The organism is Oleiharenicola lentus (assembly GCF_051660365.1).
Taxonomy (GTDB): domain Bacteria; phylum Verrucomicrobiota; class Verrucomicrobiia; order Opitutales; family Opitutaceae; genus Lacunisphaera; species Lacunisphaera lenta_A.
In genome coordinates this window covers 627,847-653,225 of the sequence record NZ_JBOZXB010000002.1, presented here as the reverse complement: position 1 = coordinate 653,225, position 25,379 = coordinate 627,847, and the positions used below count along the sequence as shown (strand labels likewise).

The 25,379-nt window shown below is 59.6% G+C and carries 15 protein-coding genes; 8 read left to right on the top strand and 7 right to left on the bottom strand.

Features of this window, described 5'->3' with window-relative positions; all coding sequences use genetic code 11:
* Positions 1–11 precede the first annotated feature (11 nt).
* The 3 genes from ACRRQW_RS17575 (at position 12) to ACRRQW_RS17565 (ending at position 4,734) form a co-directional block, all read left to right on the top strand.
* A complete protein-coding gene (locus ACRRQW_RS17575) occupies positions 12–1,355 on the top strand; it encodes a DUF1329 domain-containing protein (protein WP_438482916.1) in 1,344 nt (447 codons plus the stop codon).
* Between the two features lie 81 nt (positions 1,356–1,436).
* A complete protein-coding gene (locus ACRRQW_RS17570; protein ID WP_438482915.1) occupies positions 1,437–2,375 on the top strand; it encodes a WD40/YVTN/BNR-like repeat-containing protein in 939 nt (312 codons plus the stop codon).
* 1 nt (position 2,376) lies between these two features.
* Positions 2,377–4,734, top strand: coding sequence for an efflux RND transporter permease subunit (locus ACRRQW_RS17565; RefSeq protein WP_438482913.1), 2,358 nt, complete (start codon positions 2,377–2,379; stop codon positions 4,732–4,734).
* A gap of 11 nt (positions 4,735–4,745) precedes the next feature.
* Here ACRRQW_RS17565 and ACRRQW_RS17560 read toward each other — a convergent pair whose 3' ends face one another.
* The 6 genes from ACRRQW_RS17560 to ACRRQW_RS17535 all read right to left on the bottom strand — a co-directional run bounded on the left by ACRRQW_RS17560 (position 4,746) and on the right by ACRRQW_RS17535 (position 16,103).
* Positions 4,746–7,067 (bottom strand): SUMF1/EgtB/PvdO family nonheme iron enzyme, encoded by a 2,322-nt coding sequence (locus tag ACRRQW_RS17560; protein ID WP_438482911.1) that lies wholly within the window; start codon positions 7,065–7,067, stop codon positions 4,746–4,748.
* Positions 7,068–7,133: 66 nt separating this feature from the next.
* Positions 7,134–7,628, bottom strand: coding sequence for a hypothetical protein (locus ACRRQW_RS17555; RefSeq protein ID WP_438482910.1), 495 nt, complete (start codon positions 7,626–7,628; stop codon positions 7,134–7,136).
* 38 nt (positions 7,629–7,666) lie between these two features.
* Positions 7,667–10,105 carry an ABC transporter permease gene (locus tag ACRRQW_RS17550; protein ID WP_438483299.1) on the bottom strand — a complete coding sequence of 813 codons (2,439 nt, stop codon included), beginning with the start codon at positions 10,103–10,105 and terminating at the stop codon, positions 7,667–7,669.
* A gap of 338 nt (positions 10,106–10,443) precedes the next feature.
* A complete protein-coding gene (locus ACRRQW_RS17545) occupies positions 10,444–13,029 on the bottom strand; it encodes an ADOP family duplicated permease (protein ID WP_438482909.1) in 2,586 nt (861 codons plus the stop codon).
* An 11-nt stretch (positions 13,030–13,040) separates the two neighbouring features.
* Positions 13,041–15,680 carry an ADOP family duplicated permease gene (locus tag ACRRQW_RS17540; RefSeq protein WP_438482908.1) on the bottom strand — a complete coding sequence of 880 codons (2,640 nt, stop codon included), beginning with the start codon at positions 15,678–15,680 and terminating at the stop codon, positions 13,041–13,043.
* A 90-nt stretch (positions 15,681–15,770) separates the two neighbouring features.
* Entirely contained in the window at positions 15,771–16,103 is a 333-nt protein-coding gene (locus ACRRQW_RS17535; RefSeq protein ID WP_438482907.1) for a PadR family transcriptional regulator, read from the bottom strand.
* A gap of 169 nt (positions 16,104–16,272) precedes the next feature.
* Between ACRRQW_RS17535 and ACRRQW_RS17530 the strand changes: the two genes are divergently transcribed.
* The 4 genes from ACRRQW_RS17530 to ACRRQW_RS17515 all read left to right on the top strand — a co-directional run bounded on the left by ACRRQW_RS17530 (position 16,273) and on the right by ACRRQW_RS17515 (position 23,335).
* The gene (locus ACRRQW_RS17530) at positions 16,273–18,489 is read left to right on the top strand and encodes a glycosyltransferase family 39 protein (RefSeq protein WP_438482906.1); all 2,217 of its coding nucleotides are present in this window, start codon (positions 16,273–16,275) and stop codon (positions 18,487–18,489) included.
* An 82-nt stretch (positions 18,490–18,571) separates the two neighbouring features.
* On the top strand, positions 18,572–19,711 hold the full coding sequence (locus ACRRQW_RS17525) for an AI-2E family transporter (protein ID WP_438482905.1): 1,140 nt from the start codon (positions 18,572–18,574) through the stop codon (positions 19,709–19,711).
* Positions 19,712–19,785: 74 nt separating this feature from the next.
* Positions 19,786–22,515 (top strand): ATP-dependent DNA ligase, encoded by a 2,730-nt coding sequence (locus tag ACRRQW_RS17520; RefSeq protein WP_438482904.1) that lies wholly within the window; start codon positions 19,786–19,788, stop codon positions 22,513–22,515.
* Positions 22,516–22,615: 100 nt separating this feature from the next.
* Positions 22,616–23,335, top strand: coding sequence for a DUF3108 domain-containing protein (locus ACRRQW_RS17515; RefSeq protein ID WP_438482903.1), 720 nt, complete (start codon positions 22,616–22,618; stop codon positions 23,333–23,335).
* On the opposite strand, the gene ACRRQW_RS17510 is transcribed toward ACRRQW_RS17515, so the two are convergent.
* Positions 23,307–23,888: a DNA-3-methyladenine glycosylase gene (locus ACRRQW_RS17510; RefSeq protein WP_438482902.1), complete on the bottom strand. Its 582-nt coding sequence runs from the start codon at positions 23,886–23,888 to the stop codon at positions 23,307–23,309. The genes ACRRQW_RS17515 and ACRRQW_RS17510 overlap by 29 nt on opposite strands.
* Before the next feature lie 25 nt (positions 23,889–23,913).
* On the opposite strand from ACRRQW_RS17510, the gene ACRRQW_RS17505 reads away from it, so the two are divergent.
* On the top strand, positions 23,914–25,335 hold the full coding sequence (locus ACRRQW_RS17505; protein ID WP_438482901.1) for an MFS transporter: 1,422 nt from the start codon (positions 23,914–23,916) through the stop codon (positions 25,333–25,335).
* Positions 25,336–25,379 lie beyond the last annotated feature (44 nt).

Genomic DNA, 25,379 nt, shown 5'->3' with positions numbered 1-25,379 from the left:
AATTCATTCCCATGAACAAGAAATTTTTCCTGCTCTCCGCCCTGCTCTCCACCGCCCTCGTCAGCCAGGCCGCGATTTCCGCCGCTGACGCCTCGCGCCTCGGCAACGACCTCACCCCGCTCGGCGGCGAAAAAGCCGGCAGCGCCGACGGCGCCATTCCCGCGTGGAGCGGCACACCCGCGATTCCCGCCGGTTACAAAGCGGGCGATCATCATCCTGATCCGTTCGCGAGCGACTCCGTAAAGTTTACGATCACCGCCGCCAACGCTGATCAATATGCCGACAAACTCACCGCCGGTCACCTCGCGTTGTTGAAAGCGTATCCGACCTACAAAATGCCGGTCTACGCGAGCCATCGCTCGGCGTCGAATCCACAACGCATCTACGACGCCACGAAGCAAAACGCCGCGACGGCCAACCTTACGGGCGACGGCAACGGCATCACGGGCTCAGTCATCGGCACGCCATTTCCGATTCCGCAGAACGGACTTGAAGTGATTTGGAATCACCTCACGCGTTACCGCGGGGTCGCCGCCACGCGCAACATCGGCCAGGCCGCACCCCAGCGCAACGGCAGCTACAGCACCGTCGAGTTCGAAGACGAATTCCTCTTCAATTACGTCCGCGAAGGCATCACGGAGCAGGAAATGAATAACGTGTTGATTTTCTTCAAGCAGGCGGTCGTCGCTCCAGCCCGTCTCGCCGGCACGATTCTTGTTGTTCACGAAACGATGGATCAGGTGAAAGAAAAGCGCCGCGCCTGGGTTTACAATGCCGGCCAACGCCGCGTCCGTCTCGCGCCTTCCGTCGAATACGACAATCCCGGCACCGCTGCCGACAACATGCGCACGTCGGATCAGTTCGACATGTTTAACGGTGCGCCGGATCGCTACGACTGGAAGCTCGTCGGCAAAAAGGAAATGTATGTGCCCTACAACTCCTACAAGCTTCACCAAAAAGGCCTGAAGAACGACGAGATCCTCAAGCCGCTGCACATCAACCAAGACCTCACCCGTTACGAGCTGCATCGCGTGTGGGTCGTCGACGCGACCTTGAAATCCGGCACAAGCCACCTCTACGCGCGCCGCACGTTCTACATCGACGAAGACAGCTGGCAGATCCTCGCCGTCGACCAATACAAGGACAAGGAACTCTACCGCGTCTCGGAAGCTCACTGCATCAACTACTACGATGCGCAGGTGTTCTGGAGCACGCTTGAGGTGCACACCGATCTCAGCGCCGGTCGCTACCTCGCCATCGGTTTGGACAACAATAACAAGATGTATGACTTCAGCCTGAGCCGCACGCCCGGTGATTACACCGCCGCCCGCCTGCGTCAGGAAGGCGTCCGCTAGTTCTTCCGCGAAGGGGCGGCTCTCACCCGAGCCGCCCTTTTTCTTGCGTTCCGTAGTCGCGCAAACTCCTTCTCATTCCTGATGCGTTTTTTGTTCGCCGTCCTCACGTTGGTGCTTGCGCTCGCGTGCAGTCCTTCCGCCGCCAAAGCCGAAACCTCCGAACTCGCGCCGCTCGCTGCAAAATCACTGCTTCTCGATATCGCAACGGCCGGCAATTCGCTCGTTGCCGTCGGCGAACGCGGCCACGTCGTTATCTCGCACGACAACGGCCAGACGTGGACCCAAAGTCTCACGCCGACGCGCGCGCTGCTCACCGCCGTCGCCTTTCCCGACGCGCAACACGGCTGGGCCGTCGGCCACGACGGCGTCATTCTCGCCACCGCCGACTCCGGCAAAACCTGGCAACGGCAGGACGCCGGCCACGACCTCGAAACGATTTTCCTCGATGTGCTGTTCCTCGACGCCCAGCGCGGTTTCATCGTTGGCGCCTACGGGAAATTTCTTCTCACCACCGACGGCGGCAAAACGTGGACCCCTTCCCGGCCGAGCGAGGAAGACGTCCATTACAACCGTCTCACGCGCGATGGCGCCGGTTGGCTCTACCTCGCCGGCGAATCCGGCACGCTGCTCATTTCCCGCGATGGCGGTGTGAAATGGTCGCGCGCCGAGGTGCCCTACGAAGGTTCGCTCTACGGTGTGATTCCCATCGATCGCAGCCGCTTGATCACTTACGGATTGCGCGGAAATATTTTCGTTTCGACCGACAGTGGTGCCACGTGGAATGCCGAACAGGCTGCCGTGAAAGTGCTCATCATGGGCGGCACGGTGCGCAAGGATGGCACGGTGATCCTGGCCGGCATTGGCGGGAATTTCTTCATCGGTCGCGACGGCGAATTCAAATTCACCACGTGGAAACCCGACGGCTTCGGCACCAGCGTGGCCGATCTCATCATCGCGGCAGATGGCACCCTGGTGACCGTCGGCGAAGCGGGCGCGGTGCGCCTCACACTCCCCCAGTAACATGCTCGCCCGCCTCGAAGAACTCATTTTCCGCCACCGTAACGTCACGTTGGCTGTCTTCGTCGTCGTCACCGCAGTGCTCGGCTGGTTTGCCTCGCACACGCGCATCGATGCGAGTTTCGACAAGCAGTTGCCGACGGATCACGAATACATCGAAAATTTTAAGAAACACCGCACGCAGTTCGGCGGCGCCAACCGCATCGTCATCGCGCTCGTCGCAAAGAACGGCGACATTTTCACACCGGAATTTTTCAAAACACTCAAAGCGGTTACCGACGAAACATATTATCTGCCCGGGATTGACCGCGCCCAGGTCACTTCGATTTTCACCCCGAATGTGCGCTTTCTCGAAGTGGTCGAAGACGGCCTGATCGGCAGCAACGTCATTCCCGCCGACTTCGCGCCGACGCCGGAAGGGCTGAGTCAGGTTCGCCAGAACGTCATCAAATCCGGCCGGGTCGGCATGCTCGTCGCCGGTGATTTTAAAGGAGCGGCCGTCATCGCGTCGCTCCTTGAAGTCGATCCGCAAACCGGAGCGCACCTCGACTACGCCAAAGTATCCGCGGCGTTGGAGGAAAAAATCCGCGAAAAATATCAGACTGAAAACATCAGCGTCCACATCATCGGATTCGCCAAAGTCATCGGCGACATCACCGATGGCGCCAAGGGCGTGTTAGTCTTCTTCGGTATCGCGCTGATCATTTCCGCGCTGCTGCTCTATTATTTCTCTCAGTCGCTCGTCCTGACGATCCTGCCGCTACTGACGTCAGCGTGCGCCGTCGTCTGGCAATTCGGCATCCTGAACATTCTCGGATTCGGCATCGACCCGCTCTCGATTCTCGTGCCTTTCCTCGTGTTCGCCATCGCGCTGAGCCACGCGACACAGATGCTGCGCTCTTTTCGTTACGAGATTAACATGGGCAAAGACGAAGTCGCGGCCGCGCGCGCCTCGTTCAGCAATCTCTTCGTGCCGGGTTGCATCGCGATTCTCACCGGCACGGTGGGCTTCAGCACCATTTACCTCGTGCACGTCCCGACGATTCAGGAACTCGCGATCACTGCGAGCTTGGGCGTTTTCCTGATCATTTTCACCGATCGTTTTCTTCTGCCGGTGCTCGTGTCGTATGTGAAGATGAGTCCGGATTTTCGTCGCCGCGTGAACTTCCGGCGCTTCGCTTTACAACCTTACTGGCGCCGCTTGACGAAATTCACCACCGGCCCACGCAGTTCGATCGTCATCATCGTCGTTTCGATGGCGTTACTCGTGTTCGGTTGGATAAAATCGCACCAAGTGCAGATCGGCGACTTGCACGCCGGCGTGCCGGAGTTGCGGCAAAACTCCCGCTATAATCTCGATACCGCCGTCATCACCAAGGAATTCAGCATCGGCGTGGATGTCATCACCGTGCTCGTCGAAACCGTCCCCAACGGTGTGATCGATCACGATGTCATGACGCTCGTCGATCGTTTCGGCTGGCACATGCGCAACATCGACGGCGTGCAATCGACGCTCGCACTCACCGACCTCGCAAAAACCATCAATGCCGGTTGGAATGAAGGCAGCCTCAAGTGGCGCGTGATTCCGCGTAACCAGGCCAGCCTGGCGCAGGCGGTTTCCCCCGTCGAAACCTCCACCGGCCTGCTCAACAATGACGGCAGCGTCATCCCCGTTTCGATTTATCTCAAGGATCACAAAGCCGAAACCATTCGCCGCGTCATCACCGCCGTGAAGGAATTCCGCGATGCTTACGCGATCGACAAAGCCAAATTCGCCCTCGCGACCGGCAACATTGGCGTGATGGCCGCGACCAACGAAGTCGTGCAAGCGGCGCAAACGCCCATGGTGCTTTGGGTTTATGCAGCGGTCATCGTGCTGTGCTTACTCTCGTTTCGCTCATGGCGCGGCGCCGTGTGCGTCATCGTGCCGCTGGTCGTCGTTTCCTATCTCGGTTACGCGTTGAAATTTTATCTGCACATCGGGCTGAAAACTTCGACGCTCCCCGTGATCGCACTCGGCGTCGGCATTGGCGTCGATTATGGCATCTATCTTTTCTCGGCGATTCAGGAACGCCTTGAACTCGGCGAATCGCTCGAAGACGCCATTTGTTTCGCCTTCGCGACGATGGGCACCTCGGTGATGTTCACCGGCAGCGCGCTCGCGGTCGGCGTCGGCACGTGGGCGTTCTCCGCCTTAAAATTTCAAGCCGACATGGGCATCCTGCTGAGCTTCCTGTTTTTCTTCAACATGCTCGGCGCGATGCTGCTCATGCCCGCGCTCGCCCGCTGGCTCTTCTGGAAGCAACACGGCAAACTTCACAACGCAACGCAGGCTCCATTTAATTTTAAACCGAGCGAGTAGCCACGAACGGCTTACTTCGGCGGCACGGCGCCCGGCTCGAATAAACGATCCGTGTCTGCGACGAGGCGAAAATCCTTCCACGTCGATTCAGAGCGCAGCGAACCATCCGGCCACCATGTGCGCCAGAGCGACGTGCCGTCGGCGCGGTGATCCCATTCGGATTCCTTCGCGCCATTCGCTGCCCAATTAATCTCACGACCAGTTTTGACTCCGAGTCGGTAGGTTACTTCGCGTTGTTTTTTGCCGTTTGCATAGAACCACGTTTCCAAGCCGTGCAGGAGCACGCGGCCATCGTCAGCGACGCCACTGCTCCATGTTATACGGGGGATTCCGCTCTCGTAGTTTTCACGGTGTTCGCTGATCTGGCCGATCTTGGTCGCGCGACTCTGGTTCATGACCGGATCGTCATCGGCGAAATTCGCGTCACTGAGAATCCACGCTTCGTTCAATTCGTAGTGCAGGCTCGGGCGATTGGACGACGTGATTAGATGAATCACCCCATTCGGCGCCTGCCGCGCCACCGAGTAACCGATGCTCGGGGCGTTGCGTTTCACGGACCAGTTGCCTGGTAATTTTTTAATGCGCCATGTTTCGCCGTCGTCGTCAGACAGAGCGACGTAGGAGCCTTCTTCTTTAATCGACGCGGCTTTTTCGATGCGTTTTGAGGGATAAAAATCTCCCGCCATGAATAAACGGCCGCTGGCCAATCGAAGAATTGAAGGCCGCTGGCCGCTACTCACTGCGGAGAACGGCGTCTTGCTCATCTCATAAGTGCGGCCGCCATCCCTGCTAATGCCCTGCGGCATGAATCCTTCGAGGTGAGAATTTTTTCCACCCATCGCGAGAATGCTCCCGTCTTTTTTTAAAACGAAAGTCGTGTGACGTCCGAAAGTGCGTCCGAGCGTGTCACGCCACGTCGCGCCCTCGTCGTCGGTGGCCCAGAGCATCGATTGCGAACCGAGCGGTCCACCGCCGCCTGCATCGACGGCCATGTAAAGCGTGCCGTTGCGATCGCGCACCGTGGAATTGATGGGCTGAGGACGATCCAGGTCACGCCCGAGCGGGCCGGTGATACGCGGAAAATTCACTGCGCTCCACGTGGCACCTTGGTCTTTCGAAACGATATACTGAAAAGGAAAATGTCCTTCCGCGTAAGGATTACCCCAGAACAGTCGCAGCGTGTCGCCTTCCACTGACAACAGCGGCGCATGATCATTCGCGCCCGGCGTGTCGATGAACGGCGAAGGCATGTCCCATTGATCCGCGCCAAAACGCAGCCGAGCGGCAATCAGCGTAACCTCTGGTTCATATTCCCAATCGGAGCTATAAATCACGAGCAGCGTATCCCCATTCGGCAGCACCTCGAAACCAGGGCTGTGATTGTGATGTAGAAACGAAGGATGCAAACCGGCGCGGTGTGCCTTCACGTAGTTCATGTCGCCCTCGAGCGGCATCGGCAGCATCGGGCGACGGCGGAAATACGGTTTCGAGGGATCCGGACCCTGCTTGGCTTCTTTCGCTGTGGTGAACTTAATGCCCTGCATCGCGTGCACCGGCACCAACGGCTTCAACGCCGTTGTCACGGGCCCAGCCTGCACCACGCGAAATCCGATGCGATGCACGCCGTATTTTTCTGGGTTGGGTGCAGAGCCGGAGTTCGGCCCGAAGCTCGGCGCGGCCGCCGCACGATTCGACGGCCGCAAATAATTATCCGGTTTGAATTTCTCGTCTTCGTCCAAATAGCCGCCGCGCACAACCTTCGTGAAGCCAGCGCTGTAACCCGCGGGATCACGCTCCGTGCTCAAAGCGTATTCACCATACCAATCCGCGCACCACTCAACCGGGCCGGTGAAGACATTTTTCAAGCCCCATGGATTGACTGAGTTTGCTTTTTTCTCCCATTCAGCGCCATCGCCACGGCCGGCGCGTGCGACGTATTCCCATTCTGCTTCGGTCGGCAAACGATACAATTTGCCGTCGCGCTTGCTGAGCCATTCGCAAAAGGCGACCGCGTCGTGCCAACTCACGCCCGCGGCAAATGGTGAGTAAGCCGGGTTGAGCACCGCGTCTGGCTTGAAAAGTTTGAACTGCTCCACCGTCACTTCGGTTTCGCTGATGAGCAACGGCTGGCTGATCGCAACGCGGTGCACCGGTTGCTCGTCCCAATTGGCGGGCTTCACGGTCGAGCCCATCTGAAATTCTCCCGCGGCAATCGGCACCAATCTCAGCCCGATCGAATTCGTGACAGGTTCGTCTGCGTTTAAAATCAACGCGAGCGGCAGCGCCGCACTCAATCCAAACGCAACAAGACGAAAACTCTGTGGGGTCAGCATGGTAAGCAAAGTGACGCCGAGTGAAAGTCGGCGTTACGTTTCAACAAACCTAATCCCTGTCCCGTATTAACGGGACGTCACCCGCCCGGACTCGTTAAACGTAAACGACACATCGAACACACGCTCCATCCTCTCGGTTCGCACGACGCGCATCCACGTCGTGCCGTCCCGGGCACTGGCTTGTTCGAGATAGCGGGTTTCCGCAGGTTTAAATTTCCATTGCTTGATCGCGTCCTCTGCGGCGCGCCGGAATTCCGCCGCAAACGGGCCGGGCGTCGAGAGCGTCAGGATGCTGGGCTCGATTGAGGAAACGCTGCCGCTTTCATCGACAATGATGCGCAGGCCCACGGCGGCCCACCCGGCGAACGCTTTCAACGCAGCGGGAGGAAACACCGGATTCGCCAGTTCGCCGATGGGCGTCGCATCGCGATACTGAATTGCCGGCGCGAGTGACGGTATGCTCGCACCGACGACTTCGTTGGTCGCAATGGGATCAGGCGGTGCGATGAATTTTACGACACTACTTCCGCTCCGGGCGACGTGGCGACAGCCGCTCGTCACGAATAAAAAAAACGTGAGTGTAATTATCCCGATAAATTTCATTCCGCACGCAATGCCACCATCGGATCAACTTTCGCCGCGCGCCGCGCCGGCAACCAACTGGCCAGAAAAGAGACGACTAGTAAAAGCGCACACACCGCCGCGAACACCAATGGATCGGTCGGCTTCACTTCAAACAACAAGCTGCCGAGATAGCGGCTCAAATAAAACGCCCCGCCCAAACCGATGAGCACGCCCGCGCCTGTTTTCCAAAGTCCCTGCTTTAAAATCAACCCGACGATTTGCCCACGCGAAGCCCCGATTGCGCCGCGAATACCAATCTCCCGCGTGCGTTGGGCGACATCGTAAGCGAGCATGCCGTAGATACCGACGGCCGATAACAGCAGCGCGATGCCTGCAAAAGCGCCCAGCAGCCACATCACGCCGCGTCGATTCGAAAGCATGTTATCGAGATCCTCTTCCAATGAGCCCTCATGATAAAGCGGCGCACTGGGATCGACACTCCGCAGCTTCGCGCGCATCTGCGGGATAATTTCTTTCGCTGGCCGACTGGTGCGCAGCACCATGGAAAACCCCGCCGAAGGGCCCATCACGGAAAAACCGACCGGGGTTTCACTGTTATCCTCGAGCCCGAACAGTTTGGCCGAAGCCACTACGCCGACGATTCGCGGCCATTGATCCGAGGGAAGTTTCGGATCGCCGAAAGCGAACGCCTCGCCGATCGCACTGCGTCCGGGAAAATATTTCCGGGCGAAGTTCTCGTCGATGATGTAAGCACGGCGCGGCCAGAACGTGGCGTCAGTTTCGTTGAAATCCCGCCCTTCAAGCAATCGAATGCCCATTGCCTCGAAGAAACCCGGCGAAACATTCAACCCGGCGGCGGTGGCGTGAGTTTCAGGTTGTCCGGGAATCGAACCACGAAGCGGAATGTTGGTGAGACTGATGGTCGGACTGAGCGGGAATCCGGAGATGCAGCCAATTTTTTCCACTCCGGGAATTTCTCTCATGCGCGCGAGGATCAAGTCTTGGGTGGTTTTGATGCCTTCCGCAGTCATGCCCTTCATACCCGGCACACCGAAAACCGTCCGGCCTTGAACCACACGGGCGGCGTCAAACCCTGGATTGACGTTCAGCACGCGTGAAAAACTGCGCATCAACAAACCCGCTCCGATCAGCAGCACCAACGCCAGCGCTACTTGCGCCACCACGAGCCATCCGCTTGCCGTCCGAGTCCGACTGCCAGCCAATGCCCCGCGATTTCCTCCCTGTAGTGAATGCGCCAAATTTGTCCGCCAGATGGCGAGCGCTGGCAGCAGCGCAATCAGCAAGGCGACGGTCACCGCGCTCAGCAATGTCACCGTCAGCACCGTGCCATCCAGGGCGATCGGCGCAACTTCGCGCACGATGGCCGTGGTGTAACGGTTGATTATTCGCAGGCTGCCCCACGCTAGCCCGAGTCCGAGCGTCGCCCCCGCCGTGGCCACCAACAGGCCTTCGATCACCATCGGGCGAACGAGTGCGCCGAGTCCCGCGCCCAAAGCCTGGCGAACCGCCAACTCCATTTTCCGCGCATTAGCTCGAGCGAGCATGAGGTTCGCGACGTTGACGCAGCCGAGCAACAAAACCAAAAATGCGCCGCCTTGCAGCATCAGCAAACTGGTGCGGACCGACCGCGTTTGCTCCGTCCGCACTTGGACGACGCCCAATCGGAACCCACCACGATCAAGAACTTCCTTCATGGCCGGTGGCGCCGTTTCCTGTGCGCGTCGTTCCAGCGTCAATACCTGGGCCTGCGCCGTCGAGTGAGCCACGCCGGGTTTGATTCGCGCGTAAAGCGTGGCGGTCGGCGACCAGCGTGCGCGCGGTGTCGCCTGCACCGGCGACCACTCGAAAGGCTTCAACACCGTCGTATCCGAATTGAAAGCCTCAAGACTGCGCGGCGCCACGCCGATAATCGTGAACGGCTGTCCACCGAGCCGGATGATTCGCCCGATCACCGTCGGGTCGGCGTTGAATTTTCGTTCCCAGAAATTCTCGGTCAACACGAGAACGTCATCCTTGCCAGGCGTGCATTCGTCCATCGTGTAGAAGCGTCCCAAGAGTGGTGTCACGCCGAGCATTTCAAAATAATCCGCCGTGACCCGCGCACCAATCCCCCGCTCCGTGTCGGCATCCTCGCCGATGTTAAACGTCCACGTGGCCCACAAAGCAAAACCCGCGAAGAGATCCGCGTTCGCTTTGTAATCGAGATATTGGGGAATGCTGACCCGCTCCCGCAGACGATTGGTTTTCGGCAAAGAATTATAGACCTGCACCAACTGCCCCGAATCGCGAAACGGCATCGGCTTCAAGATGAGTCCATACAACACCGACATGATCGTGGTGTTCGCGCCAATGCACAGCGTCAGCGTAATGATCACTGCCGCGCTGAATCCAGCGGCACGGCGCAAGGACCGCACCGAAAACCGGAAATCCATTCCCCACCGTTCCAGCCAAACCGAAAGGTAGCTCGGACTATCCGAGGGTTGCGGATCAGGCGTCATGCTGGGCCAGCTTTTGCCAGATCGACCGATTGAGTCGATGGTGGATTTCGGTCCTCGTCCGCAGCGTGATTGCCAGATCGATGTGGGCCGCCCGTCGGTTAGTCCCCTTGAACCGCAGCCTCGCACCGAGAACGCCCACGTGCACCCTCCGTCCCAGTTTTGGGTCGTCGTCGCTGCGCAGGATCACCCACCGGGGAGCCTCGTTTGCGCGGGTTAAAACCAGGGAAACAAGAAACCGCAAAGCCAGAATCAGGTGCGAAAGCATCGGTGATTTACTCCGCGCGCAGCGCCACCATCGGATCCACCTTCGCCGCCCGCCGCGCGGGGATCAGCAGCGCTGCGGCGCCCACGCTGGCGAGCAGGCTGACGACGGCGGCGTAAATCCAGACATCATACGCAGTGCGGCCGAACCCCACGAACATCGAGCTGAGTGCCGCCGAGGCCCCGAGCGCGAGCAGCACGCCGCCGCCAAGGCCTAACGAAAGCTGGCGCAGGCCTCCTCCGACCACGAGTTGCAGGATGTGCCGCCGGCTGGCACCCAAGGTCATCCGGACACCGAACTCCCGCGCGCGCGCGCGAACCCCATAAGCCACCACGCCGTATACCCCGACGCTCGCCAAAGCCAGGGCGCCGAGTCCGCAGAGCACGAGCAGGAGTCCCGGCACATTGATGCCGATGCGCTCCATTTCGATAATTTGCTGCACCGTGTGAACCTGACTCAACGGCAGGTCCCGGTCACGGGCAACTACCGCCCGCCGGACAAGTTCAACCAATCCGGACCCACTCTGCCGGCCACGAACAACGAGAGTCGCCGTGGTCGCCGGCTCCTGCGCAAACGGTCGGTAGAACCGCGCTCCATCCGTCTTCTGCGCCGCCTTCATGCTGCCGGCATCTTCCACCACCCCGACGATCGTGATCCACCGGTCCGTCGGATTCTCCGCGGCCACGCGGAATCGCCGACCGATCATGTCACTGCCTTCGCCAAACTGCGCGACGAAAGCTGGGTTCACCACCGCCACGGCTGGGACTGCCGGAGTGTCGCTTGACTGAAAAAGCCGGCCCGCGCGCACCGCCAGACCGAGCGTGTCGAAGTAGCCCGGGGTGACGGTTTCTGCGAACACCGTGGGCTTGCCCGCCCGCTGCGCATAGACCGCACCCTCCATTTCGATCTGCCTCTGGGCGGGCCGAAACGATTCGGCGGAAGTCAGGCCTGCGGCCACCACCTCCGGGCTAGCCGCCAGGCTGGCTATGAGTTCATCGAAAAATGCCGTCCGCTGTCCCGATGCTGGATAAGTGCCGCCGTCCAAGCTGATGCGGGCCGTCAGCACCGCCGCCGGATCGTAGGGCAGCTGCTTCCGGTTGAAATCGATCAGCAGCGTGAGGAATAGCCCTGCCGCCACAACGAGACAGACCGAAAGTGCCATCTGGACATTGACCAGAATGCCCGTCAGCCGCGAGATTCGCCCGCTGCCGGCAGCGCCATCCTTGAGTTGTTCGTTCACATTGACGCGGGACGAACGTAGCGCCGGCACAAGGCCGGTGAGGACACTGGCGAGAACGGTAACGCCCACCACAAAGCCGAGGACCGCGCCATCCATCTGGAAATTAACCCAGAACGGCACGCCGCCCGTCAGGTCCGCTTCTCGCCCCACATAATTCCAAAGCAGCCGGGTGCCCCATTGGGCCCCGAAGGCGCCCAGTGCGGCGCCAAGCGAGCTGAGCACGAAGCTTTCGGTCAGCAGCTGCCCGATCAAACGCGCCCGCGTCGCACCCAGCGCCGAGCGCAGCGCGAGTTCGCGACCGCGATCGGCGGCCCGCACCAGGATGAGATTGGCCACATTCGCGCACGCCAGGATGAGCACAAGAAACGTGGCGCCCAAGATTCCCGTGAGCAGATTGCGCACGACACCCTTGATGCTACGCTCGGCAAAGGGAATGACTTCCACTGGCGTGATCGGGCTGGATTCGTCGGTCGCCAGCCGCGTGTTAAGAACCGTCAATTCCTGTGCGGCCCGCGCAGCGCTGACTTCTGCCTTGAGTCGGCCGACCACGAGGGCGCCGGCGCGGCGCTCTTGGTCGGGCAACGGCATCCACAGGATTTCATTGCGCGGGAAACCGAAACCCGGAGGCATCACACCGATGACCGTGTGGGGCTCGCCGTTGATGCGGATCACGCCGCCGACGGCCGCAGGATCGCCGCGAAAGTCCATCCGCCACAGAGCGTCGCCGAGCAATACCACTTTCGGCGCACCCGGCACGGCATCCTCGGCCAGCAAACCGCGGCCCAGCACCGGCCTCACGCGCAGCAATTCGAAAAGATTGAGCGAGACCCAGGCTCCCGGCTGGCGACTGGCGGTCACCTCGCCGCTAAGATTGACCAGTCCCGAACGGACAACCGATAGGAATTCAAAACCCGTTTGCTGCAGACTGATTTCAGGCAACCGTTCGGACGGCATTTCGACACTGACAATTCGGTGCGATTCCTCGAATGGCAGGCCCCGGAAAGCGATGCCATTCACGATGGTGAACAAGGTCGTCACAAACCCCACGCCGAGCGCCAGTGTGAGCACGGCTGCGGCGGTGAACCCCGGTTGCTTCCGCAACTGGCGGAATGCAAAGCGTCCATCCTGCAGCGCGGCCTCGAGCCACCGCCACTCTCGCTGATCCCGCGCCTGTTGCTGAATGCCAGCCACATTTCCGAACTTCCGCAACGCCGCGTAGCGAGCCTCTTCCTCGCTCATGCCCACCGCACGGTTTCGTTCCGTTTGCAGTTCGAAATGATGCCGCATCTCCTCCGCCATCTCGGCTTGGAGTTTCGATTTGCGAAACAATCCTCGGAATTTTCGAATAAAGTTCATCGCGTTAGAGTCTATTCCGCGCGCAGCGCGATCATTGGATCGACTTTCGCCGCGCGGCGGGCGGGGAGCCAGCACGCGAGGAAGGCGATGCTCAAGAGCAACAACGTCACCCCGAGGAGCACGGCGACGCTGTGGGTCGGCATGCCGGGATAGCCGGCGGCGATCAGTTGCGTGATGCCGTAAGCGCCGAGCAAGCCGAGGCTGGAGCCGATCAACGCGAGCTTCACGCCGGAACTGAGCACGTTGCGGGTGATGTCGCGGGTGCGGGCGCCGAGCGCGATGCGAATTCCGAATTCACTCGTGCGTTGCGCGACGGTGCGCGCGATTACTCCGTAAACTCCGAGCGACGCGAGCGCGAGGCCGAGTATCGCGATGGACGCGAGCATGTCGCGCAGCACGGCGAGTTCGTAGTTTGTCCGCGTGATGGTGAGGTTGGCGGGACGCAGTAACGTAACCGGCAAGTCGGGATTGAGCGCGGCGATGGTTGCGCGAATGCTGCTGACGAGCGTGGCGGGATCCACGCGCGGAGCGCGCACGGCGATTTCACAAAACGCCTCGGGCTCCTGCGTGATCGGTTGATAAACTTGATAGCTCACCGGCTTGGAATTCGGGATCACGGATTGCACATCGCGCGCCACGCCTACGATCTCACCCCACTCCAGCGTGGGCCCGCCGACTTGGGCGAGGCGCTGGCCGACCGGATCTCCGCCGCCAAAAAGTCCCTTCGCCATCGCTTCATTAATCACGAACACCTTGGGCGACCGTAGCGTGTCGCCGGCGTTAAACGCGCGGCCGCGCACCACGCCCGTGCCCACGGTTTCGAAGTAGCGCGGACTCACCGCGTTCACCGCAGCGGCGGGTTCACGTCCAGGCTCGGGTGTCACGGGATGACCTTGCACGAGGTAGCGGCGCGGCGCCGACAACCCGAAGAAAGGCAGCACGGAAGACACGCTGGCCGACGTCACCCCGGGCAACGTTTCCAAACGCTCCACCGCGAGCCGGTGAAAGGCATTGATTTGCTCGGGCCCTTGATAGGTCGTCACCGGCAACAGCACCGAACCGGTGACCAAATGATCCGACTCCCAGCCCGTGCGGCGATTGTTGACCTCGTGAATCCCGCGCACAAACACGGCGGCACCCGTGAGCAACACCATCGCGAGCGCGAACTGACCGGCGATGAGCATGCGGCCGAAACGTTGCTGGGCTCGACCCGCCGTGGCACCTCGCGCGCCGCTTTTGAGTGTGCTGTTCACATTCAGCCGCATCGCAAACAGCGCCGGCGCGATGCCGAATGCGAGCGCGGTGCCGAGTGAGGCGAACAACGCCCAACCGAGCACCGTCCAGTCCAGCGGGAACGTCACGAACCGACCATCGTCAGCCACACTGCGCGCCGTCAGCCAGTCGGTCGCCCAAGTGGCCACCAACACCGCGCCAATCCCGCCCGTGATCGCCAACAACAGCGACTCCACCGCGAGCGGGAGCATCAGCTGAAAACGCGAAGCCCCGAGCGCGGCGCGCACGGCGAATTCCCGCGCCCGCGCCATCGTCCGGGCGAGCAGAAAATTTGCGAGATTGGAACACGCGATGAGCAGGACAAATCCCGAGAGCGTGATCAGCATGCTCACCGTCACGAGCGAGCTTTGGGCGGTGCTTTCCAGCGGCAAAGTGCGCCAGCTGCTACCCACGTTGGAAGCCGGGAAATCCGCCGCCAGTTTCTCGCCGAAGTTGCGGATGAACGCGGAGGCATCCGCCGGTGAAAGCGTTTCCGCGCGGCGCGCGACGAAGCGCAACGGGGTCGCATCGCGATCCGCCGCTTCCTGCGAGCTCAAGCCCAGCGGGCGGAAGACATCGACCCAGCCCAGATAACGCCAGTCACTAAACGCGGGTGGCATCACGCCGATAATTTCGTGTGGCTCGCCGTTGATACGGAACGTGTGCCCGATGATTTTCGCGTCACCGCCAAAACGATTCTGCCAGTAGCGATGACTGATGACCACGACCCGGTGATTGCCCAGCACGGCTTCGTCCGCGCGGAAACTGCGCCCCAGCTGCGGCTGGACTCCAAGGACGGAAAAGAAGTTCGCCTCGACCCGCAACGCACCGGCTATTTCCGCGGGCCGGCCCGGTTCCGCGACGCTCAGGTTGGCCGGCGTATAAGCCGCGACTTGTCCGTAGCCTGCCGCCTTAGACTGCAAATCAAGATAATCGGCGGACGAAAACAGGCCTTCATCGTTCTGAGGGGTGACGCGGAAAATCCGTTCGAGCTGGTCCACCTTTGGAAACGGCAGCGGACGCAAAACGATTTCGTTGAACACACTGAACATCGCGGTGTTCGCGCCGACGGCAAACGCGATGGTGACCACTGCGATCAAAGTGAAGCCGGGCGTTTTGAGGAGAGACCGAACGCCGAGCCGGAGATCGCGCGCGAGATTTTCCAGCCACAGCCAGCCGCGCCCTTCGCGGGCATTTTCCTGCACGCACACGACATTACCAAACTGCCGCAACGCGGCGTAGCGAGCTTCGTCCGGAGCCAGGCCGGATTTGAGATTCAGTTCGGTCTGCAGCTCGATGTGCAGCCGCATCTCTTCTGTCATCTCGGACTCGATTTTTTCTTTGCGGACAAGGGAGCGGAGTTTGCGCAGAATTTTCATGAGAATGGAATTAATCGAAAGTGAACCATGGAAAGACCAACGCACAGCGTTGGCTCAGGTGGCGTCCCCGTGGTTAGATTTTTTTGAAACTTACGCGTGGCCGAGCACGAGGTTGATGGCCTTTGAAAGATTGGCCCACGTTTGCTCCTCGGTGGTGAGCTGCTTTTTGCCGGAAACCGTCAGCGTGTAGAACTTTGCCTTTCGGTTGTTTTCTGAAACGCCCCACTCCGATTTGATCCAGCCCTGGTCTTCTAGCCGGTAGAGCGCGGGGTAAAGCGATCCCTGCTCCACGGTAAGCATGTCTTTCGACATTTGCTGGATGCGGAGCGAAATTCCGAAGCCATGCATCGGTTCGTTCTGCAGCGATTTTAAGATAAGCAGGTCGAGTGTGCCCTGCAAGAGATCGGCTTTGTTGTTTGGCATGAGTCTTCCCTAGATTGACTAGGAGAAAGTCGGCTCTTCCCTAGAATGTCAAGGGAAGACACTTGAATTTTCCCGCCGCCGCCGCACTTGACACCTCCGAGCGAAAATTGACGCTCATTCCGCCGGCCGGTCATATCTTTCCGACTCCGGAGTCCATCCACTCGTTTCCATGACGGCGGGCATCTCCAATTTTCGATCACCGCCAGCCCACGCCGTCGCCGCACCGCCCTCGCGGTTGCGGATCGCACTCATCCTGGGAATTTTTGCGCTCGCCTACTTTGCCATTCAGCTGGGCATCTACACGCAGGAGTCCGCGACGTTTGACGAGCCGGTGCATCTGGTTGCGGGCTATGTGGCGCTGCGCCAAGGTGACCACCGCATCGAGCCAACCCATCCGCCCTTCCTCCGCATATGGGCGGCATTGCCGCTGCTCGGAGTGAGCGACGTAAAAATCCTGCGGCCACCGCTGGATAAATTCAGCCAACGCGACTGGATTTCGATGAGCTTTTTCTACGCTCACGACATGTTGTATAAAGCCAACAACGCGGATCGCCTGCTCTATCCCGCGAGATTCATGATCGTCATCCTCGGCGCACTCCTTGGGGTAATGCTTTTTTGTTGGGCCTACGAGTGGTTCGGACTTTGGCCGGCGGCGGGTGCGTTGGGATTTTATTTAATCGAGCCAAATCTCCTGACGTATTTCTCGCTCGTCACGACCGACGGCGGGCTCGTGTGTTTTTATTTCGGCACGATTTATTTCCTGTGGCGTGGCTGCCGGCAATTTACTCCGGCCAATCTAGCCGGACTCGCGAGTTGTTTCGCGCTCGCCATGGTCAGCAAATATTCCGCCGTGCTGCTTGGGCCGATCGTGCTGGTGCTGCTGGTTGTCGCAGCCTGCAATCATCCCACGACCATCACGTGGCGACGCGCGCTGGCGGTGGTGGGCATGCTGATCGCCGCGAGCTACCTGGCGATTTGGGCCGTCTATGGATTCCGCTACGCACCGAGTGCGGACGCCGACTGGATTTTCCATAGCGAAAAAATTATCCGTGTGAACGGCACTCACTCGGTGATTTACGAAATCGTCAACTGGCTCGATGAACATCGGCTACTGCCCAACGCCTACACGCAAGGATTCGTCCTGAGCTTCGGGACGTCGGAACCCATGGCCGGCTATCTCGCCGGGGAAATCAGCTCGAAAGGCTGGTGGTATTATTTCCCCGTCGCGTTCCTCGTGAAAACGCCTGCCGGCCTGCTGTTCTTCGCCTTGGCGGGAATCGTTTTTGCGTGCCGGCGCCGGCCACAACTCGGAACGGCAAACGTGCTTTTCGCGATCTTGCCGGCGGTGATTTATTTCGCGGTGGCCATGACCAGTTCGATCAACCTCGGGGTGCGTCACCTCCTGCCAATCTTTCCATTTGTGCTGTTGGTGGCGTTGCTCGGAATGCGGGAACTTCTCGCGCTTAACGGGCGCTTCAGATGGATCCCCGTGGTGGTGCCCGCGGGATTCTGGCTGGTGACGTTCGTCGCGATCTATCCGCACACACTGACTTTTTTCAACCGCTTCAGCGGTGGCCCGCGCAAAGGATTAAGTTATCTTTCCGATTCGAATATCGATTGGGGCCAATATTTGAAGCTCTTGAAACGTTGGGTCGATGACAACCACGTCCAACATCTCAATCTCGCTTATTTCGGCATGGCCGACCCGGCCTATTACGGCATCCCGTATTCTTATCTGCCCGGCACCGCGCTGGCTCGCGGACCGCAACCCGAACCCAAACTACCGGGCTATGTGGCGATCGGCGCGACGATAGAAAGCGGCGTTTTTCTGCCCAAGGAATGGCGGATCTACTATCAGGGCTTTCGCAATCAGCAGCCGGTGGCGATCCTCGGCAACGCGGTAAAAATTTACTGGATCGAAAGCTGGCCCGGCGTGGCGCTGCCCGCCGGCACGCCCGCTTCGAGCGCGGAGGTGGACAGGATTGGTTTGGTTGCCGAGCGACTTTTGAGCCGGATGCGATGGTATGGGCAGGCCTCGATTTATTACCGAGAGTTTCTCCGTCACCGCCCTGGAGCCACGGATGCCGCGATGAATTTCGGCATCGCGCTCCTTGAATCAAACCAAGTGGAAGAGGCGCTCGGCGTTTACGCCGACATTTCCGCACGCAACTCCACCAACGGTCAACTTCATCGCGCAATCGCGAGCCAGCTCCTCAGCCATCGCCAACCCACCGCTGCGCGCCGCTACGCACAAGAAAGCGCGCGCCTGCTTCCGGAAAGTCTGCGCTCACGTATCCTTCTTGAGATGATTCAAAACGCCATCGATGACCCGAACTATCAAGTGCCGGCGGAGGTTAATGAAATTCACGGGGAGCCACTCAAATAGGATGGCGTAGAAAACCTGTCCGCGAATCCACGCGCTGCATTTGCGCTGGCTTCGCTGCACGCGAGCGCATTCTCTCGCGGGCATGTCCGCCGAAAATCCATCGCTGCTTACGCCCGCGCAACGCAAGCTGGTCGGCTTCGCGCTCAGTTTCGGCGCGGTCTGTGCCATCGGTGCACTCGCCTATTTCATTTTCGCAGGCGTGGCGCTGTTCGTGGCAACGTTCGCAAACGTCATCTGGCCGCTCGCCGTCGCTGGGATTCTCGCGCTGATTTTGCGCCCGGTCGTCAGTGTCTTCGAGCATCGCTTGAAAATCCGTCGCCCGATCGCAGTCGTGCTCCTTTACGGAATTTTCCTGCTGATTTTTGCCGGCAGCATTTTCGCAGTCGTGCCGGCGATTGTCGGCCAGATCCTCGATTTCGCCATGTATGTGCCGACGTTGTGGGAAAAAAGCGTGCTATGGGGTGAAGCGCATTTTCCCGAGTGGCTCGCGGTGACGCGACGCTACCTGGAAAATCCGCACATCAAAAGCATCGTCGATGGCCTGACCGAACAGGCGCAAAATCTTGCCGGCCACATCGCCCCGTCGCTCAAACAAGCTGGCGCGGGCATTTTCGGGTTTTTCGGGTTCGTGGTGCTGCTCGCAATTATCCCGGTGTATTTATTTTTCTTCCTGCTCTCAGACAAAGAGCCCACGCGGAATCTTTCAAAACACCTGAGTTTTCTCAAACTGGAGCACCGCAACGACGTGGTGTTTCTCATCAAGGAATTCCTCTCGATCTTGGTGGCGTTCTTCCGCGGGCAAATCGTGATCGGTCTCATCATGGGCGTATTGATGGCAATCGGGTTTTCCATCGCCGGATTGAAATTCGGTTTGGCGCTCGGGTTGATCATCGGCCTGCTCAACATCGTCCCCTACCTTGGGTCAATCCTGGGCCTGAGTGTCGTGCTGCCGCTCGCGTTTCTGCAACCTGACGGCGGGGTTTCGCTGATGTTGATCTGCCTGGGCGTGTTTGCCGCGGTGCAGTTTGTGGAAGGCTGGTTTCTTACGCCGCAGATCATGGGACATCAAACCGGACTGCATCCGGTCGCGATCATCGTTGCGGTGTTTTTCTGGGGTCAGGCGCTGGGCGGGATTCTCGGCATGGTGCTCGCGGTGCCGTTGACGGCGTTCTTCGTCACGGCGTGGCGCTTGCTGCGCAAGAAATACATCTCCGCGTCGTAAGCACCACGCCGCAGGGCGCGCTTTGACTTCCGAACTAACGTTCACTTTGTGGGTCGTTCCACCGCACAACGACTATGCCTTGGGACGTCATCGATAAATCCGGCAGCATCTACCTCCCCCAGATCAACTGGTGGCTCGACGCGCATTTCCCAGTCGAACGCAGCTTCGTTTCCCACGCCCATTTTGACCACCTTGGCGCGCACAAAGAAATCCTCTGCTCCGACGGCACGGCAAAACTCATGCAGGCGCGCATGCCGGGCGAACGCCGTGAACTGATCCTGCCTTACGAACAGCCGCACGAACTCACCGCAGGCTGCACGGTTCGCCTTTACCCCGCCGGACACATTTTCGGCTCCGCGCAATTTCACGCGACGAGCGAACGCGGCACATTGCTCTACACCGGCGATTTCAAGCTCCGCCAAGGCCTCTCCGCCGAACCGTGCGCCACGCCACAAGCCGACACGCTCATCATGGAGACGACGTTCGGCCTGCCGAAATATGTTTTCCCGCCGACGGAAAAAGTCGTGGCTGACATTGTCGCGTTTTGTCAGCAAGCGCTGCACGAGGATGCGATTCCGGTTCTCTTCGGTTACAGTCTGGGTAAAAGCCAGGAACTGCTCCAAGCCATCGGTCGGGCCGGTTTGCCCGCGATGCTGCACCCGCAGACGCACAAGCTCACGAAGGTTTACGAGCAACTCGGCATGCATTTTCCCGGGCATGCCATTTTCGATGCGGCCCACGCGGGCGGTCACGTGATCATCGCGCCGCCGCAATCGGTGAACTGGACACCGTTTCGTAAACTCGAAAACAAACGCACCGCGATGATCACGGGTTGGGCCGTCGATTCCAGCGCGATGTATCGCTATCAATGCGACGCCGCCTTCGCGCTGTCCGATCACGCTGACTACCCCGACTTACTTGAGTTTGTCGACCGAGTGAAACCGCAACGCGTGTTTACGCTCCACGGCTTCGCCAAAGAATTTGCCCAAACGTTGCGCGAACGCGGCATCGAAGCGTGGGCCGTCGGCCAGGTAAATCAGTTGGAGTTGGGCATGGGCATTTCGGTCGGAAGCGCTTTACGCCCCGATTCGGGCGAACACAAAAAACGCGCTAATCAATCGGGGCATGAAGCCTCGCCTGCAGACGAACTTGCCCGGGCGGCAGACTCGTTCGCGCGCTTCGCTGAAACCGCGGCAAAAGTCGGCACGACCGCGAGCAAACTCGTGAAAATCGATGTGCTGCAAAATTACTTCGCGAGCCTGCCCGTGGAAATTGCCGCGCTCGCCGCCGTGTATTTCACCGGACGCGCGTTTGCCCAAGCGGATGCACGCACGCTTAATACCGGCGTCGCTTTGCTGCGGCGCGCAATCATTGCGACTGCTGGCACCAACGAAGGCGCTTTTCGCGCTGCTTACAGCCAGTTCCGCGATACCGGCGATGCGACCGCGGCGCTACTCGCTCAACGCATTCCGGGAGGTGAACACGTCGTGCTACCGGAACTTTCCACGACGTTCGCCAAGCTCGCGATTGATCGTGGGCCTTCGGAAAAAATTTCGACGCTGCAAAACTTTTTCGCGCGACTGACTGCGGAAGAGGCCAAATATGCGGTGAAAATCATCACGGGCGATCTGCGCATCGGTTTGAAAGAAGGACTGGTCGAGGAAGCCATCGCCAAAGCGACCGGTCGCACGCTCGACGCGGTGCGCGCGGCGAATTTGCTCTGCGGTGATCTCGGCCAAGTCTACATCGCGGCAGCCGAAAATCGTCTCGATCAGATCGAACTCGTGCCCTTCCGTCCGCTGCAATTCATGTTGGCGTCGCCTGAGCCGACCGCCGACGCGATTCTCGAACGCCTCGCGCCACCGGTATGGCTCGAAGAAAAATACGACGGCATCCGCTGCCAGCTGCACAAAGTGGGTTCGCGCGTGCAACTCTACTCGCGCGACTTGCATAACATCACCGCGCAGTTTCCCGATCTCGCGGCGAGCGCGGCGAGCTTAGGTTGCGATTTTATCGCCGATGGTGAATTGCTCGCGTGGCGCGACGGCCGCGCGCTGCCTTTCGCCGAGTTGCAAAAACGGCTCGGGCGCAAAGGCGACGATCTGTTTCTCGGCGGGGAGATTCCGGTGTCGTTTTCCGCTTACGACCTGCTGTGGCTCGACGGACATATTTTACTTAAAGAACCATTGCGTGAGCGGCGGCGTCACCTTGAGGCAATTGTGCCCGCCACGCATCCAAAGCTTCACGTGGCGCCGATCACGCAAGCGTCGACCGCGATCGAAATCGAAGCCGCATTCCTGCGCGCGCGCGAACGCGGCAATGAAGGCCTCATGGCCAAAGATCCCGCGAGCTTCTACACGCCGGGCCGACGCGGGCAGGCTTGGCTGAAACTTAAAAAGGCTTACGCGACACTCGATGTCGTGGTTGTCGCCGTGGAATACGGCCACGGCAAACGCCGTGACGTGCTTTCGGATTACACTTTCGCCATTCGTGACACGACGAGCGACCGCTTGCTCACGGTCGGCAAAGCGTATTCGGGGCTAACCGATGTCGAGATCGCGCAACTCACGACACATTTTCTCGACCATACGCTCGAAGAGCGCGGACGTCTGCGCTACGTGCAACCCGACACCGTGCTGGAGATCGCGTTCGATTCCATCCAACCCAGCACGCGCCACCAGAGCGGTTACGCGCTGAGATTTCCCCGCATCGCGCGCATTCGCACCGATAAAACGCCGACTGAAATCGACACGCTCGACACCTGCCGCAAGCTCGCCGGGGCGCCGCCTGCCGGCTCAGCTTAAAAAACTAACAAGCTCGCCGCCGCACCTTTCGCGTATTTGTTTGTCGGACATTGCCATGGGTTTTCGTTTTCCTCTCTTCGTTTTTCTGAGCTCGCTCCTGGTGAGCCGTGCCTTCGCCGCGCCGTTTACGGCCTTCGGCGACGGCGAGAGCCTGAAATACAATGTCGGTTTTGCCATCTTCAACAAAGCCGGCGAAATCACCATCACTGCCCACGATGAAACCCGCGACGGCGTCGCCGTGATGCGCGTGACCAACGACACCCGTTCGCGGGGTTTTGTGCGCGGCGTTTACTCCTTCGACAACCAAGCCGAGGTCATCATCGAGAAAGCGAGCAGTCGCAATCTGTTGGTTAAGGAAAGCGGCAAGGAAAAGGACCGCGCCACGGATACCGAAACGACTTTCGACTACAAAACGCGCATCGCGAAATTCACCGACCGCGTGCGCACCGATCGTTCGCGCGACATCCCGATTCCGGAAGGCGATCCGGTCGACTTGATCAGCGCGCTCATTCAGACGCGCAACTGGAACCTAAAACCCGGCGACGAACGCGACCTGCTGGTGCATTTCGGCCGTGACCTTTATCCGCTAAAGATTCGCGCGGAAGGCTACGAAGAAGTCCGCACCCCGCTCGGCACCTATAAGACGCTCGTCATGGTGCCTTACATGGAAAAAGACCCGAAAGGACTTTTTAAACGCGGCGGCGAAATCAAAGTCTGGATTGCCCAAAGCGACGGCAACCTGCCGGTGAAAATGCAGCTGAAACTCAATTTCGGCACCGCCACGTTGTTGCTCAGTGAATATCAACCGCCGAAGAAATGATGCGGCGGCGTGCGGGTTTTGCCAAATCGGCGACATTAAACTGAAACCGCCACGGCTTGGCTGACCAAATCGGGCCGGAATAATCGATGCCGACGCGCGGGCCGGCGGTAACGAGTCGTTTCGGCACGACGATGCCGTGATCTTCAAGATGCAATCCACTGCCTGGCGCGGCGGGCAATCCGTTGAGGGTGCGATTAATTTTCAGCTTTTTTGTGACGCGCCCCGGGCCAATGGCACCGTCGACTCCACGAATCAAGATCGCGGCCGGATGATCTGCGGGGCCCGTCACGAGATTGAGCATCTCGTGAATTCCGTAACACAGATACACATACCAAATTCCGCCGGGCCGGAACATCACGTCAGTGCGCGGCGTGCGGCCTTTGCTAGCGTGGCAGGCGAGATCCTCCGCCGTGTGGTAGGCTTCGACTTCAGTGATGATTACTTCCGTGCGTTCGCCAGCGAGCGTGCGAACTAATACTTTTCCTAAAAGCTGTCGCGCGAGCGTGACGGTGTTTTCAGTCGCCAATTCCTCCGCTTTTATCACACGTGGCACTCGTCCGGCTTTGCTCAATATCATCGTGTCCACATCATCGCCAAAACTGACTCTTTCGCAATACCGCGAGCGCCTGCGCCGCGGCATGCGTGCGAGCACCATCGAAGGCTGCTTCGCGACGCCGGTGGTCACGATGTCGCTGCCGGTAAATGTTTTCATGGCCGCGCTGATGATTCGCGGGCTGCCGGTGACGCTGGCCACGATGGGCGGACTCGCCGCCCTGCCCTTCGCGTGCAATTTGCTACAAACCTTCCTCGCGCCGTTCGTGACGCGCATCGCGGCGCGTCAGGCGATGATTTTCACGACGGGCGCGCAAGCGATCGCGTGGGCCGCGCTCGGCTGGAATCTGCCGCGTTTGTTCACGTCCGATGCCAATACGGTCGCGTATTTTTTGTTTTGGTTTTCCCTGGCGAATGCATTTTTCGCATCGCTCGCGTCCATCGTGTGGAATGCGTGGATGCACGACCTCGTGCCACCGCGCCTGCGCGTGCGGTATTTCGGGCAACGTAATCGCATCGGTCAGTTCGCGACGTTGCTGTTTGTGGCGTTGACCGGCTACGCGGTGACGCAGGGCGAGTATTCGGCGCACGGGTTTCAATTGATCATCCTTGTCGCGGTAATTTGCCGCGCGATCTCGCTCTATTATTTCTGGCAGATGCCGGACACGCGACCGTCCGCGACGGTGCGTCACGAGCGCACGACGCCGAAGCCACTACGCGAGCAATTCGCGGTGCTGCGTCGGAGTCATTCGCTGCTGCGTTTTGTGGTGTTCGGCGCCATTTGGGCGTTTAGCGCGAACTGCTTTGGCGCGTTTTATTATGTGTTCATGTTCCGCGAGCTTTCACTGTCCGCGACCGAGATTGGTGTCCTCGCGGCCCTCTCGGCGCTGGGCGGCTCGGTCGCGATGCCGATTTGGAGCCAGTTGCTTGCCCGCCATGGCAACAAAGGCGTCATGGCGGTCGCGTTGGCCGTGTGGCAGTCGCAGAACTTCCTCTGGTGCATCGTGGTGCCGGAAAATAGTTGGCTGATGTATCCCATGTGGATCTTGGGTGGCTGTCTGAGCACGGGTTTCGTTCTCGGGCAATTCACTATCCTTCTGAAACTTATACCGCCCGAGGCCAAAGGCGCCGCAATTGGCCTCAATGTCGCCATTACCTCGGTCGCAGGTGGGTTGGCGCCGTTGGTCGGCGGTAAAGTCCTGACGTGGGCCTTGGACACGGGCTATGCGACGCTCGACGTCTATCACGCCGCCTTTCTCGTTCAGCCGGTGTTCGGGCTCCTTTCGTGCCTGCTGCTGATTAAAATCCGCGAACCCGCCTCGAGTTCGCTCACAACGGTGGTCGGTGCGATGCGGAATATCCGCACGGTAAGCGGCATTTTCGGCCTGAGTTTTTTGGCAAATTATCTCTTTGTGAAGCCTGTTCGAAAGGATTCCCGCTCTGAGTAAAAATAAAGCCTTGATTACCACTGCGCGACTCCCCTTATTTCGTC

What these genes read in the sequence shown, in the direction of transcription:
- ACRRQW_RS17530 (WP_438482906.1), top strand. Translation starts at nt 16,273, where the DNA reads ATGACGGCGGGCATCTCCAATTTTCGATCACCGCCAGCCCACGCCGTC.
- ACRRQW_RS17545 (WP_438482909.1), bottom strand. Translation starts at nt 13,029, where the DNA reads ATGAACTTTATTCGAAAATTCCGAGGATTGTTTCGCAAATCGAAACTC.
- ACRRQW_RS17520 (WP_438482904.1), top strand. Translation starts at nt 19,786, where the DNA reads ATGCCTTGGGACGTCATCGATAAATCCGGCAGCATCTACCTCCCCCAG.
- ACRRQW_RS17575 (WP_438482916.1), top strand. Translation starts at nt 12, where the DNA reads ATGAACAAGAAATTTTTCCTGCTCTCCGCCCTGCTCTCCACCGCCCTC.
- ACRRQW_RS17540 (WP_438482908.1), bottom strand. Translation starts at nt 15,680, where the DNA reads ATGAAAATTCTGCGCAAACTCCGCTCCCTTGTCCGCAAAGAAAAAATC.
- ACRRQW_RS17535 (WP_438482907.1), bottom strand. Translation starts at nt 16,103, where the DNA reads ATGCCAAACAACAAAGCCGATCTCTTGCAGGGCACACTCGACCTGCTT.
- ACRRQW_RS17565 (WP_438482913.1), top strand. Translation starts at nt 2,377, where the DNA reads ATGCTCGCCCGCCTCGAAGAACTCATTTTCCGCCACCGTAACGTCACG.
- ACRRQW_RS17570 (WP_438482915.1), top strand. Translation starts at nt 1,437, where the DNA reads ATGCGTTTTTTGTTCGCCGTCCTCACGTTGGTGCTTGCGCTCGCGTGC.
- ACRRQW_RS17560 (WP_438482911.1), bottom strand. Translation starts at nt 7,067, where the DNA reads ATGCTGACCCCACAGAGTTTTCGTCTTGTTGCGTTTGGATTGAGTGCG.
- ACRRQW_RS17525 (WP_438482905.1), top strand. Translation starts at nt 18,572, where the DNA reads ATGTCCGCCGAAAATCCATCGCTGCTTACGCCCGCGCAACGCAAGCTG.
- ACRRQW_RS17550 (WP_438483299.1), bottom strand. Translation starts at nt 10,105, where the DNA reads ATGGATTTCCGGTTTTCGGTGCGGTCCTTGCGCCGTGCCGCTGGATTC.